The following is a 17,438-nucleotide window of genomic DNA, read 5'->3' as shown; positions in this document are numbered from 1 at the left end:
TACTTTATTTCACAATAGAGCAAGAGAATCTATAAGCAGTTTTACAACTACTACAATTTCAATCTATAATAATTCGTCTTTTCAGACTAATTCAAAATTTTTATTTTACCTATAATCGGATCACAGGTTTGGGTTACAATTACATCCCTGTAAAATGTAGTTTCAATACCATTTTGATCTGTAATGATAAGAGTTAAACGATAGTTACCCGGAATAGGAAATCTTTGCAATGCAATAGGATCTGTGATGGTATCTTTTAATGTAACATTATCCAATTCGTGGAAAATCCACTTATATGTTAGGTTATTTACCAATGTTGATGACGCACTACTTTTCTCAGAAACAGCCAATTGAGAAGATGTCTTTCTTGCTGTAAAACTGGTCGTTAACGGTTCAAATGAAAAACTAATAGTATCTAACGTAGTCGGTTTTTCTATTGAGGCAATAATTTTACCTTGTAATGGTGTATAGTTTAGAATTGTAACCTCTTTATTCGTCGTAACAGTAACTCCATAAGAATCAACAAAAGTGTAAACAACTTCTACAGTTCCTGCCTGAATTCCCTCTACTATTCCTTCACTAGTAATTGTTGCTGCACCTGTACCGTTTTTTATACTCCAAACTCCTCCTGCCGTTTCATTCTGGAACGCTGTTGACGGTTTTGAAATTGAAACTGTATCTGGCCCAGTGATAGCTGGCAAAACAGTAGCTGCTTTTATAGTGATTTCTTTGCTGGTCGTAACAGTAACTCCGTAAGCATCGACAAAAGTGTAAATAACTTCTACAGTTCCTGCCTGAGTTCCCTCTACGACTCCTTCATTAGTAATTATTGCTGCACCTGTACCGTTTGTTATACTCCAAACTCCTCCTGCTGTTTCATTCTGGAACGGTAAGGATCTTAGTGAAACTGAAACTGTATCAGGCCCTGTGATAGCTGGTAAAACAGTAGCTGCTTTAACAGTGATTTCTTTGCTTGTCGTAACAGTAACTCCATAAGCATCGACAAAAGTGTAAACAACTTCTACAGTTCCTGCCTGAGTTCCCTGTACAATTCCGCCTTGTGTTATTGTTGCAGTTCCTGATCCGTTTTTTATACTCCAAACTCCTCCTGCTGTTTCATTCTGGAACGCTGTTGATGGTTTTGAAATCGAAATGGTATCAGGCCCTGTAATAGCTGGTAAAACAGTAGCTGCTTTTATAGTGATTTCTTTGCTGGCCCTAACAGTAACTCCGTAAGAATCGACAAAAGTGTAAACAACTTCTACAGTTCCTGCCTGAGTTCCCTGAACAATTCCGCCTTGTGTTATTGTTGCAGTTCCTGATCCGTTTTTTATACTCCAAATTCCTCCTGCTGTTTCATTTTGAAACGCTGTTGATGGTTTTGAAATTGAAATTGTATCTGGTCCTGTAATAGCCGGTAAAACAGTAGCTGCTTTTATAGTGATTTCTTTGCTGGCCGTAACAGTAACTCCGTAAGCATCGACAAAAGTGTAAACAACTTCTACAGTTCCTGCCTGAGTTCCCTGAACAATTCCGCCTTGTGTTATTGTTGCAGATCCTGATCCGTTTTTTATACTCCAAACTCCTCCTGCCGTTTCATTCTGGAACGCTGTTGATGGTTTTGAAATTGAAATGGTGTCAGGCCCTGTAATAGCTGGTAAAACAGTAGCAGCTTTTATAGTGATTTCACGCGAAACCACTCCTTTACAATAGCCATTTTCTACTGTATAATTAATTTTTACTGTTCCAATTACAGTTCCTGTTACAAGTCCAGAAGCAGTTATTGTTGCACTTCCTGTTCCATTTGTAACAGACCAAACTCCACCAGATGTATTATTATTAAACTGAGTTGCAGATCCTATACTAATTATACTTGATCCACCAGTTATTGCACTTACTACTGGATTTGCATTAATTGTTATTGCAGAAGTTGGCGCTGAAACGCATCCTCCTCCTGATCCTGTAAAGGTAAAAGTTGCAGTACCTGCAGAAATACCTGTTACAACTCCATTATTATTTACTGTTGCTACTGCAGGATTATTGCTTGACCAAGTTCCTCCACTTGTCGGAGACAATGTAGTTGTTGCATTTATACAAATAGAATTAGAACCTGTTATACTAGCTTTAGGTGCTGTTGTAACTGTAACTGCTGGAGTTGCCAACGAATTACAGCTTCCTGTTTTGGTAAAAGTAAACTTTGCAGTTCCTGCAGAAATTCCTTTTACTACACCTGAATTAGTAACTGTTGCGATTGTTTTATTACTACTCGTCCAAGTTCCGCCTGTAGTTGGTGATAAAGTAGTTGTTCCATTTACACAAATCGAACTAGGACCTGTAATAGTAGCCACTGGACAATCATTAACCGTTACAGCAGAAGTTGCTGGTGAAGTACAACCGCCAGTTTTTGTAAAAATAAACGTTGCTCTTCCTGCGCGAATACCTGTAACAATACCATCGTTACTAACTGTTGCAACAGATGTGTTACTACTGCTCCACGTTCCACCCGATGTTGGCGATAAAGTTGTAGTGCCATTTATACAAATTGAATTTGTTCCTGTAATACGAGCTGGCGTACTATTGCCTACTGTCAACACTGGAGTTGGCACAGATGAACAGCTTCCTGTTTTAGTATAAGTAAAAGTTACCGTACCAGTCGAAATCCCTTTTACTATACCTGCATTAGTTACAGTTGCGACTGCTCGATTACTACTAGTCCATGTTCCGCCTGTAGTTGGTGATAAAGTTGTGGTTCCATTCACACATATGTTATCTGGTCCTGTAATAATTGCTTGAGGACAAGTATTGATTGTTACTGCAGAAGTTGGTAAAGAAGCACATCCGTCCGTTTTTGTAAAAACGAATGTTGCTTTTCCTGCAGCTATACCAGTAACAACTCCTGCATTACTTACAGTTGCTATATTAGAATTACTGCTTGACCATGTTCCTCCAGTAGTTGGAGACAATGTTGTTGTTGCGTTTACACAAATAACATTTGCACCAGTTATACGTACTGCAGTATTTGCATTTACTTTAACCGCTTGACTTGGTAAAGACGAACAACCTCCAGTTTTTGTAAAAGTAAATGTTGCTGTACCAACAGAAATCCCTTTTACGACACCTGAATTTGTTACTGTTGCAACTGCTTTATTACTACTTGTCCATGTTCCTCCTGTAGAAGGTGACAATGTCGTTGTTTCATTGATACAGATAGAGCTTGATCCTACAATTTCTGCATTTGCAGCAGAGCTAACGGTTACGGCAGCTGTCGGCTCTGATGGACAACCATTCAAAGCTGTGAACGTAAACGTTGCAGAACCTGGTGAAATACCTTTTACGATACCCAAATTGTTTACTGTAGCAACAGAAGGGTTACTACTTGTCCAAGTCCCCGCTAAAAGAGGAAATACTTTTGTTATTCCGTTTATACAAATAGAAGTTGGTCCTATAACAGATACTTTTGGAATCGATTTTACAAGCACCGTTCTATAGCTATCACCTTTACAATTTGAGTCATCAGAATCATATTTTAAGATAAATGTACCAGGTTGTAATGCCGTAACAACTCCATCGCTGTTTACTGAAGCAACTAATCTATTTGAAACCGACCATTTACCACTATGCCCTGAATGGGTTGGGTGGTTGGCAATATTGAATTGTGTCTTAGAGCCAGCACATATAATGCTGTTTCCTCCAATAATCGCTCCAATCGGATTTCTTTTTCCATTATAAGCAGAAGTTGATTTTGAGTTATTCTGAGAAAACAAAATTGTTACTGTAAATAAACTCAAAATAACATAGATGTAAGATTGAAATAATTTCATTGTAATTATTCTCTGTTTTAGTTAGCACTTTTTGGTTTACAAGTCACAACTTGTTTTTTTACAACTGCCTTTTTATTTGCTTCTATTTTTAAACTTTTTCTTCCTGTATGAGAATGTTTGTTTGAAACACTCACTTCATTTAGTTTTAATTGACCTTGAAAATCAAAATGAGAAGAAACACCACAGTTTGCCAAATCATAATCTTCAAATCCATCAGAAGCCAATTCACTATATTTAGTATTAGAGCCTACTGCCACAGGAAAACGGTTATTATATCCGTATAACGCTGCCGAATAACGATTTAAAGCATCTTTATTTTCTACCTCTTGACCATACGGACTAAATTGAGTAACCTCAGAAGCAAAAGTCCATTTCTTAAATTCCTCTCCTTTTGTAATTTCCCAAACATTATTTTTAAACACATAAAATGGAGAGAAATCAGTAAAGTAACCTGTTTTACGCGGTGTCGGATCAATCGTATAGTTTCTACCTGTTAGATACGCATACGATTTATTGGCTCTCCAATTTCCTAGTACATTATACAAATACGGATTATACGATCGTTTGATAACATCATCCATATCCTCATTGCTAGTATCTGTTTCGTAACCAAATTTCAATTTCCCATCAACAAAAGTCATTTTTGGCAAATTGCATTCACATTGAGAAGGCCATTCGTTGCTATACTCAATAGCAGCAGCATTTACAATTCTGTCAATTGGACTGCTAGCTAAAAATGGAGATTCCCCAAGAGTGTCTTTTGGTCCCGTAATTTTATTGTTTACATCATAATCGTATAAAGGATTTCGCATAGACGTAACATTAGCCATAGAAGCCATCTGCATATTACGGTGTCCAGAACGAATTATTTTTATTTTTCCAGTCGTTACAACATCGCCTTTAATAAGGATTCCTCTATTATCTATTAACTGAAAACTAGAACCATTAACATTTACTACCCATCCTTTTAGAGCACTTAATACATCTTCTTCTCCTTCTTTTTTATTAGGAGCTTTACCGCTTAACCAAACTTCATCTCCATTAATTAAGTAATCAGATGCCGCAACATTTCCTTTAGATTGATCAAATTGGTACTGATTATTACCTGTTTTTAAAACATTATATTCCAATCCAGCATTCTTTGCTGCTTGACTCATTCCGTCATAACTCCAATAGGCAGGGAAATTGAATGTATAATATTTATCCTTATACTCATTAACCGTTTCTTTTAATAATACATCACCTGTTTCAGCATCCCAAGCAAGATTTTTAGTCGACACTTCCGATCCTAAATCGTAAGCAACGGTCTCAGAAAGTATTGCAGATGTGTGAATTACTTTTGTCGTAACTGCTGTACGAAGTTGAGTTTCATGCTTAGAATGAGCAGGAATAATTGTTGGCACAACGATAACAATGATAGTAAATGGTAGAGTAGCAACATTGACCGCTACACCATCTGTTGAAGTAACCGTTTTGTTTTCTCTAAAATCATTTATTACATCATAATCAACTCCGACAAGCTTAGTTTCAATCTTTCCTTTTGAATCTACGGTCTGAATATAATTATTTAACAATCCTACATTTTTACTTTCCGAATTTGAGACAATATTATAATTGTAGTCAACCCCAGATATAGCTCTTGTCTGGCCTTCTCCATACACACGCTGGCTTTTCATTTTTCCATCCATATCATTGGTATGGATAGAATACCCTTGTGACATTGTAAGATGATCTTTCACATTTAAATTAATCAGATTTGCTAGAACACCTGAAGATTTATGCCCTCCAGACATTATTGTTCTATCTACAATTGTTGGAAAATCATTAGAAGTATAAAATTCAGTTACAACATTTCCTGTAGCATGTTTTTTTACAACTGTTCCATAAGACGGGTCTTTATCATTTTTTCTGTCCAAGTTCTTTACCGTTACACGGCTATAAGTAACCTTTGGCGAAGGAAAAAATGATTCTCCGAATGGTTCTTCAACATAATTATCAGACTCAGGACCTAATAACAATTCGGGCTCATTTTTGTCATAAGCAGGTTTTACAAAAGGATTTTCTTTTGATCCTAAAGGCTCATAAGTTGCCACTCCAGAAGATTTACTAGTAGGATTACCGTCTGCATCAACTGCATTATATGAATATTCCTGTCCATAAGATTGTTTGTATAGATCAGAATTTTTATTTCCAGTCATGATATCCCACTGGTCATGAATTTTGATATCTTTAACTCTGCTTCCACCGCCCAACTTTTTACTATCAGGATGGTGCAGTCTAACCCAAGATTTACCAGTAATAAAATTACTTGCAATACCATTTTTTTCTAGTATTCCATTCGGGCTTTCAAAAATATCAAGCAATGTTGGCAACCAGCCTACCAATTCTGTAATAATACCTTTAAGATCTTTAGTATCTTCTTCATTATTTAAGCTGTAAACCAATCTGTTTAAGTTTTTTCTACCAAATCCCCAACCCGTTTTAGAGATAGGATTTACTTCTTTATTACCATTAAAACCGTCTTCTTTTCTAGCTTTAGTAAGTGGAATAGCTACATACTGTTTCCCATTAAATTCATTAAAGGCATACTTGTCCATATCTTTGGTCAACGTCATATAACCCGTAACATAATCGTACTTATCCGTTTCATTGATACCCGGTTTTGGGTCAGGATTCACCATGTTGAGCAAGAACCTAAAGTAAATCGGGTTTTCTACATCTCCTATGGTCTTCAAGTATTTATTGTAGAAAGTTTCAGCAACAGAACTACTTCCTCCGTCACTTATTTTATGGTCTAACTCTACAAAAATATAATCGCCTAAATCTTTTTTGCCAGGAAGTGCAGAATCATTAATGTTTGAAGCTGTAAAGTCATCTTTGCTACCGCTCCCCACTACTTTAAACATTTGCATTACGTCTTTATTCTGGACTTTACTGTAATCATCAGATTCGTAATTCAATTCCATAATACCCCCAGATGGCAAATGAATCGACTTTAGCAGCCAGACAGATGCATTTTTATCTGTTATTTTTTCTATATTCTTTTGGTCAACATACCCATACTCAGCATTTGACAGAGCGCTCATAGTAGCTAGACCAACATTCTCATCAACTTTTTTATAATTCCCCCAAATATCATACGCTTTCATATCATAATTAGGGTTATTAGTAGTATCTGTAGATAAATTATAGCCAGAAGTATTAATCTCAAATTCTGAAGCATAATTGAAAACATAAGGAGTGTATTCTCCCATTTTTGAATTTTTATAAGTAAAATAAACTTTCTCTAAAGTTAATTTTCCTTTTTCTCCATCAATTCCTGTTCCTGTTTTTCCTTTATTAATGTTATTGTCAACTCCTTGACATAAACGGTAACTGTATTTAAAATGAGCTTCTTTAATAGGTGTTGCTTCATCTCCTTTAGCAAGATATTCTGGTTTTGAGTACAATGAAATTTTATCCAATTTATAAGTTGGCGATTTATCATCTCTACCTCCATTCTCATCCACAACCCCAAAAGCATCTTTCCTTTCCGAAAGGTGAAAAATGGCAACATGCGTTTTGGTCACAATTCTTTTGATGTATAATAATTCTTTCTCTCCATACAAGTAATTGGCTTTATTATCCTTTTTACTTGAACGAAGACCTTCATCAAAATTGGCTTGATTTTTTTCAAATGGAACTCTCCATCTGTAATTGTGTCCTTTATCAGCATATTTATTTTCGTACTCAAAATTAGTATACGTTCCTAAATCATCATCTGAAGGCCCATTATTACTAATATCTTGGTAATCCGAAGATAATACTGAAGTTAACAAATAAGTGTGTGCATATGCAGGAGTAGTCACTCTATTGAAATACTCATCTCCACCTTTAGAATTTCTCGGCGAATTATCAACCCCAGGATTGTATTCAATCAATCCATTTTTAGCGCCAGCATTTTTATACTGATTCCCATCACTAACATCAAATGTTGTTTCTTTTTTCACACTATTGTAAGCTGCCAAACCATAAATGTAACGGTCGCCACCTTCTTTTGTAATTTTAATCTCAGCAGTGTGGTTGTCTTTAGAATACTCGCTAAATCTTTTTGTGAAGCCAAAATCCTCAGCTTCTTTTTTAGTCAGTTTTTCTATGGTCTGATTTCTTGCCAATCTTGTTTTTCTCGCTACTTGACCTGTATTACCAACAACATTTTTGTTTGTCGAATAATTCAAACTTGTTTTTCTATCAAAGCCACTTCCTTCAATATTCAGCTTGATTGGCTGATATCCGCCTAATTGATTTTCGAATAAATCGATTTCTTTATCTGTATGAAAACCTCCAATATTCTTAAAAAATACTTTTTCGTAATCTGGTCTATTATTTGCCTTTTTTTCTTTAAATCTTCCTAAAGCTGGATTCGAATTTGACCATAACGCGCTACGGCTATCACCTATAGTTACATTCACATCAACACCAAAATGGACACCTCCACCAGCACCAAATTCTAAACCAAGTGAGCCTCCTGCACTATCATCATTTGTTTCGTTATCGTAAACATATCCTACTTGCGATTTGTACGGACGATACATACCAGAAATTCCCTGTCCCTGAATACTATAAACATCATAAGTATTATTTGTAATAGGCAGCGATGTAGTGTTTTTATTGACTGTTCTGTCTTTTTCTCTATTAAAATCTAAAACTGCAGATCGTGGCGCATTGTATGTGTTTTCAAAACCATACGCTTTTTCTACTTTTCTCTTTTCAGAATCTTTAATTCCCTGAGAAGTTCTATAACCAGAAAACTTCCCTCCGCCTTCAACACCCCATATTTCCCCTTCAATATTCGCACTAAACATGACGTTTGAAGAAACCATACCTACACGCTTAGTTGGTGTATATGAAGCATTGTTCATTAACAATGAACCCGATATCCCACCAAAAGATGTACTACCCTCTTGTTGTGATGTAGTAGTGTTACCTTTTTGATCAGTTTTACTTACAGTATGAGAAGATTTTGTACTAGATGAAGCCGACATAGTTACGCTCTCAACTCCTTTTCTACTATTATAACTAACTCCGGTATTAAGTCCTAAACTTGCACTGTTTCCATCTTTCTCTTTTATTTTTTGAGAAAGCGAAATACTTGGAGAAACTGTTACTCCCTCTGACGCTGAAGATTCAAGATTTACACCAACACCAAGATTACTGCTTATCTGAAACGAAAAGCCTCCGTTTACTGCAACACCTAGTCCGTCATAATTATTATATTTTACTCCAATACCAAAATTGGCGTTTGCTTTTTCTTTCATACCAAAAGCCGTAAGAAAAACATTCGCGCTTGATCCTACTGTTACATTAGGTTTCATGCTATTTTCGTAAATCATTTCGTCTCCATCAAAATCATCTGGTAAACCGCGAAGCTGTCTTGAGATCTGCCCTACGTTCAAATCCCAGCCTAAACCTACCCATGATGCTTCTTGGTCCATACCCACACCAGAATTGTATGCTAGATTTAACGGATAACCTCCAACATCCATAATTGGAATATTGTAGTTAAAATCTCCACTCGCAAGGTCAACCATATCTGATGTTCCTATTGGTGTAAATGACTCAAATTCAGGTTGAGATGGCCCTCCCGTCAATGCATACATCTGCATAGGCTGAAGTGTCTCCAAAAGAATCATCATAGCTAAATAAATAGCAACTATTTTTTTAAACTTACTTATTTTCATTTGCTGGATCATAATGCTACTGGGGTAAAAGGATCTTTAAATTTAAATTTCAATGTTCCCTTTTTAAAAAGATAATCGTTGTAAATCAGCTGGATTTTATCATTAGGATCTATCCCAGAAAAAAACAAGAGCACTTTTTGAAAAGGGGCTATTTTATAATTACGCTCATAATTTATACCTGAGCACAATATTGTATCTTTTTTTGACGTTACTACATAGAAATCTTTATCAAGACCGAACGACATGTATTTAACCGAATTTGTATAATCAAGCCCTGTAAAATCTTGATTAAGAAGATCTTTCTCTTCATCTTGCTGAAAAATAAATTCAATAACACGCTCTCTTTTATTTGCTTCATAAAGAGAATCAACATGTGAGAGATTCTCGATTCCTTGAGATTTCAGCAGAAAATATTGAATAGGAACTTCAATAGCTGTAAAACCAATATCGTCTACTACTTGAGTATACGACCTTGATTTCCAGCCAATTTTTTCTAAATTAAAGTAACGATCTCTAATTTCAGAATCATTATTAGGGTTCTCTTCTTTTTTACATGAAGCTAGAAGAGATAGAAATAAAATAAAGATTACAACGCTATATCCCTTCATACTTTTTATTTAAATAAGTAAGAAGTTCATCTGTAACATCTATTTTTTCATCGGCAAACAGAACCGTCTGTTGGCCATCTGAACCTATTACAAGCTGATATTTTTTGTCTTTTGAAAAATCTGAAGTGTAACTTTTAATTCGCGACCAGATTTTTGAAGTTTGCTCTTGTGGATAGCTCTGATTGAACTTTTCGAACTCTTCTTTTCTTTGAATAAATTCCTGCATCAGCTGTTCTTTTTGAACACCTGTAATGGATGATTTTTGTAAGAAAGAATAAAGTGAATCTAATGCTGATTTGCGAGAATTGAATTCTTTTTCTCCTACTCTTTTCATTTCTTTAGTCATCGCAAAACCTTCAAATAGTTTTGCTGAATCAATATACACGACTTTCGTGTTTTGACGAAAAAGTTGAAAAAATAGTAAAATAATTAATGCGCATATTAACACTACATTAATTACACGCTGAATGGTGAATTTATGTTGGGGCATAAATATGTTAGTTTGTTTTTGGTGAGGCAAATGTAGAATTAATTATGAATTATTCAATAAAAAAACCTTTTACAAATAAAGAAATACATAATTTTTATAAAAATGTTATTTTTAAAGATTTTTTTACATTCAAAGGCTGCTCTAAAAAATAATATATCAAGATTTCGAGTAGGGTGCCTACGGCTTCCCGTAAAAAAAACGCAAAAACACGAATTAACATAATTTTAACAAAAATAAATAACATGTAAAAACTTATAATCGTAAGTTAGGCGCGCGACTTATTACTGTACATTTACATCTTTAGCACTTAAAAATTACCTACAAATTTTCTCTTAAAAAAAACTTTTACCTAACAGAGAATTTATTTTTGTATTCTTACAAAAAAAACTAAATTGCCCCCGTTTAAAAATAAAAGCGGCCCCTTGAAAACATTAACAATACCACGTTATATTCTAATTCTTTTTTCTTTTACTCTAATTTCTTTCGGCGATCCTTATATGATTAAAAGGATTTCGGATAAAGATTTTAGATATGAGTTTTACACTACAGATAAAAAGATCAACCCTAAAACTTCTAAAACCTATTTTTGGTTTAAGGGCGGACTTATTCATGAAGCTCAAGGCGGAATTGCGGGCGAACTTTTAAATGACAAGTTCACCAAAATGTATCATAGCAATCAGTTAGCAGAGCAAGGCCAATTTAAAAACGGACTCCGTGTTGGAGAATGGAAAACTTGGCACAAAAACGGAGCACTAGCCTCCATCCTTCACTATAGCAACGGTTTACGTTGTGGCAAATTCTTGAGATATGACGATATCGGAAATTTAGTTGAAAACGGAAAATATAGTTCGAACTTAAAGACTGGGAAATGGACAAATGCTGAATCACAAGAAATCATCACATATAAAAATGGCGTAATTGTTAAGAAAAAAGAAGTAATTACAAAATCAGAACAATATAGAATTAAACAAGAAAATATTAAGGCTGAAAATGCAAAAGAATCTCAAAAAGAACTTGAGGCTACTTCGGATGCATTGAAATTGAAATCCTATAAAGAAAAAACAAAAGAAGAAAAAGCACAGGCAAAAGAAAAAGCTAAAAAAGAAAATGAAATAGCAGCAGCTGATAAAAAAGCAAAAAGAGCGGCCGAAAAAGAAGCGAAGAAAATAGCAAAAGAAAAAGCTAAAAATGAACCTAAAAAAGATTCAAAAATAGAAAGCTTTTTTAAGAACATTTTCAAAAAGAAAGATAAAGCGCCAAAATAATGGTTAAAGCTCATAGTTTGCTATATGCCATTTATATCTGCTTAATTGTTTCAATAATCTGCGGAGCCCTGTTGTACTTTTCAAACTTGTACAATCAGCTTAATTTGTATTATAATGTGCAAGAAGAACTATACATCCAAAATCAGTCTGTTTTGAATTTTGCATTAGGAAATAAAATCCAGCCAGCCGAAATTGATAAAGATGAAAAAACCAGTATAGAAGGAAGTTTTGAAGCAAAACCTTATGGCCTGCTCACTTTGATCTTGGCAAAATCTTATATCTCAAATGACACTGTTTCATCAGTACATTTTGTCGGAGTTAGAAGTCTAGATAAAAATGCAATCTATTTAACCAATTTATCAAAATCGCTATCGTATTCTGGAAAAGTAAAACTCGTTGGAGACAATCAGTTACCGAGTACTTTTATTGAGACTTCGTACATAAACAATAGTCTCAACGAGCTTAAAAATGAAGGAAAAAATACAATTTCTGAGCCAACGCTTCCAGAAATTAATACCGATTTTAAAAAGATCTTTTTGGGTCTTAAATCTGAAAAAGTGAAGCTTGCAGACCTAGAAAAAACCAAAGATTCGCTCTACTATAATTCCTTTTTAAATGCTACAAAAGACATTACAGTAAACCCGAATCTGAACAATATTATATTTAAAGGCAACTTCATTTTACGATCTGAAGATTCTATTAGGGTGAGAAAAAATACGGTTTTAGAAGATATAATTCTGATCGCTCCCAAGATAACTTTTGAAGAAGGTTTTAAAGGCACAGTGCAAGCCTTTGCAACTAAAGGAATTGAACTTGAAGAAAAAGTAACATTAAATTATCCATCTGTAGTTTGTGTTTATAACGAAGGTGCAGAAGAATCAAAAATTAAAATAAAAAAAGAGTGTAAAATCTCTGGTGCCGTGGTTTTATTTGGAAACAAAATAGATGTTATTGACAAACACAGCATAGAAATAGACGACTCAGGTCTTCTTTTTGGAGATTTATATTGTACAGGAAAATTAATGCTTAAAAGTAATGTCTACGGTTCTGTTTATACCAATCGTTTTTTTATAAAAACAGGCTCAACATCGTATGATAATTTAATCAGCGATATTGAAATTAATACAACAAAGCGACCAGATTATTTTATTTCAGTTCCGTTATTCAGCACAGAAACAACCAATTATGGAGTCATTAAAAAAGTGTTGTAAAGTACACGCGAATTCGCTGCTGGAATCTGTTATTGCATTAACGATTATATCGGTTTGCCTCTATTTTGCTGTGATGATTTTTGCATCGGTTTATACGCCAAAAACGTCTGCTAAATTTTACAGCACGCAGAATAAAGTAAACGAACTTTTTTATTTATCGCAGATAAAAAATGATTCTATAGCGAATGATGAAAATGAAAATTTATTAATTGAAGAAGAAACTGTAAACGAAAATCTGAAAAAGATTTCTGTGCAGTATAAAGATAGTACACAGTTCAAATTTGAAAAAACTTTTTATGTCCAAAAGCCCTAATAAATATTATTCTGTTGGTGCTTTTTCTATCATAGAAGCAATTGTAGGCATGGCTGTTACGGCTATTATTATGGGAATTTTGTTTGTTATTTTTTCAATTGTGAGCGGAAGAATGATTGATTTTAAAAATCAGAATCAATTGGTAAACGATTTGAATCGATTAACATATAGTTTGAACAAAGATATTTTTGAAAATGAAAAAATGATTGCCTCAGAAAATGAAATTTATTTTAATGGATATGCTGGCGAAAGAGTTTCATACCAATTTTTTGATGATGTTATTTTAAGAAATAGCGAAACGTTTGTGGACACTTTTCAAATCAAATTAAAAACAATGATTTTGGATACGGTAAAAAGCAAATCGGAACAATTTGTTTATCAAAAAATTAAACTAAATATCGAATCAAACGAGAAAGAACTGGATCTACGATTTTATAAAAGAGTATATCCAAACGAATTATTACAAAAGATTAAAAATCAATGAGTTTCGATTTATCTACATATAAAGCACCGAAAGCCGAGAAAAAAGATTTCAGGATTGAAACGAGTTCTTTTCAGCTTTCAAAAAAACTTTCTGATAAGAAAAAAGAGATTTTCTACAGAGAGCTGGGAATGCTTTTGCGATCTGGAGTCGATTTTAAAAAAGCTTTGGAAATTTTAAGCAATCAATCTGATAATAAATTTGAAAAAGAGCTCATAATAGGCATCAAAGAAAAAGTAATTGAAGGAAGAAGCATTTACGAGTCGATGCGCGAAACCGATCAATTTTCTCCTTACGAATATTATAGCATTCAAATTGGCGAAGAAACTCGAAAACTAGAGGAAGTTTTGGGTGAATTACAGAAGTATTTTAACCGAAAAATTCAAATGAAAAGACAGATTGTTTCGGTTATGACCTACCCGACAATTGTAATGCTGGTTACTATTTTGGTTTTGTATTTTATGCTTAACAAAGTGGTTCCGATGTTTAGTTCTGTTTTTAAACAATTTGGAAGCGAATTGCCAAAAAGCACGCAGATTATCTTAAAAATTTCAAATCATTCAGGAATGATATTTTCATTCGTAATTGCCTTTATTGTCGGACTAACAGTTGTTCATTTTTTATTAAAAAACAAGGATAGTTATAGGGCGTTTACAACCGCAATGCTTTTAAAAATCCCCTATTTTGGAAATTTAATTCGTAAAATATACATATCTCGTTTTTGCCAGGCAATGAATTTATTGATTACATCAAGAACTACTTTGATTAATTCTTTAACCCTAACCGGTAAAATGATCAGCTTCTATCCTATCGAGATTGCAATTCAGCAAATTAAAGAAGACATCACGCGAGGAGCTTCATTACACGAAAGTTTAAAAAAACACAATGTTTTTGAAAATAAAATGGTTTCGATGGTCGAAGTCGCAGAACAAGTCAATCAGCTAGAAACTATGTTTGAACGATTAACCGAACAATACAATGAAGAAATTAGCCATCAGACCAAAATGATTGGAGTAATCCTAGAGCCTATGATTATTATCGTAATTGGTGCCATTGTAGGTGTCATTATGGTTTCGATGTATGCACCAATGTTCGATTTAAGTAAAATAATAAACAAATAACCGTAATCCAGATTCACTTTAACCCAAACTCCCAAATAAAATAACAAATTAAAAAAAATATAAATGTTAAAGCACATTAAAAAATACCACAACTCTTATAAAAAAATGTACGTTAAAGCCTATTCGCTAACGGAAATTTTAATTGTATTATGCATCATCGGTATATTATTATTGATGGTTTTACCGAATCAGACTTCTGTAATTGGGCAAGCAAAGGCTATTGAAGCGCAAGCTATGCTAAATCAGGTTTATGGCTTAGAAAAAAGCTATTTCTACAGACATTCAAAATACTCTGGAAGCCTAGAAGAAATTGGTTTTGAACAAGAAAAAACTGTAGATGAAGGCGGTCAGGCAGTATACAAAATTGAAATTATCGATGCTACTAATGATTCGTTTTTAGCAAGAGCAACCGCTACTTCAGACTTGGATGGCGATGGCAGTTTTAATACTTGGGAAATCGACAGCAAAAAAATATTAACCGAAGTAACCAAAGAATAAATTGAAACTAGCCTCAATAATCTTGCTGCTTTGTTTAGCATTAGTTTTTATTCAAGATTGGAGATTTCGTAAAATACATGTCGTTTTACCGCTTGCTATTTTCATAATTTCTTTTCTTGTTATTCCTGTAAAAAAATACGAACTAGCTGAAATAGTAGCATACAATACCGTTTTTTTCCTAATTACTTTAGGGTTTCTTACGCTATATATGAGTTTGAAATCTAAAAAAATTCTCAACCCTTTCCTTCACTATTTTGGATTGGGAGATTTGCTGTTTTATATCGCTGTCAGCCCTTTATTTTTATTAAAAAACTATATTTTATTTTTCATTCTATCTCTTGTTTTTGCCATTGTAATGCAGTTTGGACTGAAAAAATTCATTAAAGAAAATACGGTTCCCCTGGCAGGTTTTTCGGCTTTGTTTCTATTCACTGTTTTAATGAAAGACTATTTTCTAACCTTTCAAAAACTAACCTTATTCTGATGATACAAAAAATAGAAATATTTCCAGAAATACAGCATGTTGTATCAAATGATTTGGCCAATCAATACCGCATTATTCCGAAATCGCTACACGAGAATACAATTGAAGTTTACGTAGATCATTCTAGCAATAAAGAAGATGCAAAAGAAGAGCTGGAGCTGTTTTTAGGCAAAAATATTGTTTTCCATTCTGCAGAATCTGCAGAAATTGAAAAAGCATTATCTATTTATTATAGAAAAGAACGTGCCTTAACTTCAAACAAATCATTAAGTGTTGACAAAGGTGATTTTCTTGAAAATTTATTGGCCGAAGCTAAGTCTTTAAAATGCAGTGATATTCACTTTGAAGTTTATGAAAATTCCTCTCGAATTCGTTTCAGAATTGATGGACAATTAATTGAACGTTACAAGATTGAGCAGGAAAATTATCTGGAACTGGTCAATAAAGTTAAGATTAAAGCAAAGCTGAATATTACCGAAAAAAGGCTTCCGCAAGACGGACGAATCACCAATGAATCTTTTGACATCAGGGTTTCGATTTTGCCTACTTTATTCGGAGAAAAAATAGTAATGCGTCTTCTGGGTCAAGATGCTTCAAATATTGATTTGAACACGCTAGGCTTGCAGAAAGAAGAATTAGAAAAATATCTGGAAGCGGTTAAAAAACCAAACGGAATTATTCTAATTAGCGGTCCAACGGGATCTGGAAAAACGACTACACTTTATGCTACTTTAAGATTATTAAATGACAGCCGAAGAAATATCGTTACTGTAGAAGATCCTATTGAATATACGCTTAAAGGAATTAATCAGGTACAGCTTAAAGAAGATATTGGTTTAACATTCTCTTCTGCCTTAAAATCCTTTTTACGTCAAGATCCAGATGTAATTATGTTGGGAGAGATTCGTGATTCTGAAACCGCTTTAATGGCGATTCGAGCTTCATTAACGGGGCATTTGGTTTTATCAACAATTCATACGAATTCTGCGATTGGAACTATTTCGAGATTGATCGATATGGGTGTACCATCGTATTTAATTGCAGAAACTTTAAACTTGTCTGTTGCACAAAGATTGATTCGAAAACTTTGTGACTGTAAAAAAGAAACCATATGCGATACTAAAGATTTCCCTCTTAATTTCAAATTTCCTTATGAAATCTCATCTTACTATAAGCCAGTGGGATGCAACAAATGCTTTCATACCGGGTACAAAGGAAGAACGGCGATTTATGAAATCTTAAATATCGACCATACCATTGCAGAAGCTATTAAAAATAACACCATTACCAAATTATACAGTAATGACAGCAATTATAAATCACTGCCTGAAAAAGCATTTGAGATTTTAGCTGCAGGAGAAACATCTCTAGAAGAAATTTATTCAATTTTAATAAACATATAAATAATGCTTAAACAGATCGTTTT

General features: G+C 34.0%; 11 protein-coding genes. 7 read left to right on the top strand and 4 right to left on the bottom strand.

Features of this window, described 5'->3' with window-relative positions; genetic code table 11:
* Positions 1-86 precede the first annotated feature (86 nt).
* The 4 genes from AC3E9W_RS08650 to AC3E9W_RS08635 are packed head-to-tail and all read right to left on the bottom strand — an operon-like array spanning position 87 to position 10,534.
* Positions 87-3,821, bottom strand: coding sequence for a beta strand repeat-containing protein (locus AC3E9W_RS08650; protein WP_488768063.1), 3,735 nt, complete (start codon positions 3,819-3,821; stop codon positions 87-89).
* A 17-nt stretch (positions 3,822-3,838) separates the two neighbouring features.
* A complete protein-coding gene (locus AC3E9W_RS08645; RefSeq protein WP_488768062.1) occupies positions 3,839-9,541 on the bottom strand; it encodes a hypothetical protein in 5,703 nt (1,900 codons plus the stop codon).
* A gap of 8 nt (positions 9,542-9,549) precedes the next feature.
* Positions 9,550-10,149 carry a hypothetical protein gene (locus AC3E9W_RS08640; protein ID WP_306160316.1) on the bottom strand — a complete coding sequence of 200 codons (600 nt, stop codon included), beginning with the start codon at positions 10,147-10,149 and terminating at the stop codon, positions 9,550-9,552.
* Positions 10,136-10,534, bottom strand: a complete 399-nt coding sequence (locus AC3E9W_RS08635; protein ID WP_488768061.1) for an OmpH/Skp family outer membrane protein — start codon at positions 10,532-10,534, stop codon at positions 10,136-10,138. The genes AC3E9W_RS08640 and AC3E9W_RS08635 overlap by 14 nt, the downstream gene beginning before the upstream one ends.
* 527 nt (positions 10,535-11,061) lie before the next feature.
* Here AC3E9W_RS08635 and AC3E9W_RS08630 point away from each other — a divergent pair.
* The 7 genes from AC3E9W_RS08630 (at position 11,062) to AC3E9W_RS08600 (ending at position 17,415) form a co-directional block, all read left to right on the top strand.
* Positions 11,062-11,904, top strand: a complete 843-nt coding sequence (locus AC3E9W_RS08630) for a toxin-antitoxin system YwqK family antitoxin (protein WP_488768060.1) — start codon at positions 11,062-11,064, stop codon at positions 11,902-11,904.
* Positions 11,904-13,115: a hypothetical protein gene (locus AC3E9W_RS08625; RefSeq protein ID WP_488768059.1), complete on the top strand. Its 1,212-nt coding sequence runs from the start codon at positions 11,904-11,906 to the stop codon at positions 13,113-13,115. The genes AC3E9W_RS08630 and AC3E9W_RS08625 overlap by 1 nt, the downstream gene beginning before the upstream one ends.
* Positions 13,090-13,428, top strand: coding sequence for a hypothetical protein (locus AC3E9W_RS08620; RefSeq protein WP_306160324.1), 339 nt, complete (start codon positions 13,090-13,092; stop codon positions 13,426-13,428). The genes AC3E9W_RS08625 and AC3E9W_RS08620 overlap by 26 nt, the downstream gene beginning before the upstream one ends.
* On the top strand, positions 13,412-13,912 hold the full coding sequence (locus AC3E9W_RS08615; RefSeq protein WP_488768058.1) for a PulJ/GspJ family protein: 501 nt from the start codon (positions 13,412-13,414) through the stop codon (positions 13,910-13,912). The genes AC3E9W_RS08620 and AC3E9W_RS08615 overlap by 17 nt, the downstream gene beginning before the upstream one ends.
* Positions 13,909-15,030 carry a type II secretion system F family protein gene (locus tag AC3E9W_RS08610; protein WP_488768057.1) on the top strand — a complete coding sequence of 374 codons (1,122 nt, stop codon included), beginning with the start codon at positions 13,909-13,911 and terminating at the stop codon, positions 15,028-15,030. The genes AC3E9W_RS08615 and AC3E9W_RS08610 overlap by 4 nt, the downstream gene beginning before the upstream one ends.
* Before the next feature lie 63 nt (positions 15,031-15,093).
* Entirely contained in the window at positions 15,094-15,528 is a 435-nt protein-coding gene (locus tag AC3E9W_RS08605) for a type IV pilin protein (protein ID WP_306160331.1), read from the top strand.
* Between the two features lie 483 nt (positions 15,529-16,011).
* Positions 16,012-17,415, top strand: a complete 1,404-nt coding sequence (locus AC3E9W_RS08600) for a GspE/PulE family protein (protein WP_488768056.1) — start codon at positions 16,012-16,014, stop codon at positions 17,413-17,415.
* Positions 17,416-17,438: the final 23 nt, after the last annotated feature.

The organism is Flavobacterium sp. 38 (genome assembly GCF_057799715.1).
Note: the sequence above shows the minus strand (reverse complement) of the source record. Positions and strands in the feature narration are given on the sequence as shown.

Bases quoted from the DNA above. Each gene is read 5' to 3' on its own strand.
- AC3E9W_RS08640 (WP_306160316.1), bottom strand. From the start codon at position 10,149: ATGAAGGGATATAGCGTTGTAATCTTTATTTTATTTCTATCTCTTCTA.
- AC3E9W_RS08615 (WP_488768058.1), top strand. From the start codon at position 13,412: ATGTCCAAAAGCCCTAATAAATATTATTCTGTTGGTGCTTTTTCTATC.
- AC3E9W_RS08600 (WP_488768056.1), top strand. From the start codon at position 16,012: ATGATACAAAAAATAGAAATATTTCCAGAAATACAGCATGTTGTATCA.
- AC3E9W_RS08605 (WP_306160331.1), top strand. From the start codon at position 15,094: ATGTTAAAGCACATTAAAAAATACCACAACTCTTATAAAAAAATGTAC.
- AC3E9W_RS08620 (WP_306160324.1), top strand. From the start codon at position 13,090: ATGGAGTCATTAAAAAAGTGTTGTAAAGTACACGCGAATTCGCTGCTG.
- AC3E9W_RS08650 (WP_488768063.1), bottom strand. From the start codon at position 3,821: ATGAAATTATTTCAATCTTACATCTATGTTATTTTGAGTTTATTTACA.
- AC3E9W_RS08645 (WP_488768062.1), bottom strand. From the start codon at position 9,541: ATGAAAATAAGTAAGTTTAAAAAAATAGTTGCTATTTATTTAGCTATG.
- AC3E9W_RS08610 (WP_488768057.1), top strand. From the start codon at position 13,909: ATGAGTTTCGATTTATCTACATATAAAGCACCGAAAGCCGAGAAAAAA.
- AC3E9W_RS08625 (WP_488768059.1), top strand. From the start codon at position 11,904: ATGGTTAAAGCTCATAGTTTGCTATATGCCATTTATATCTGCTTAATT.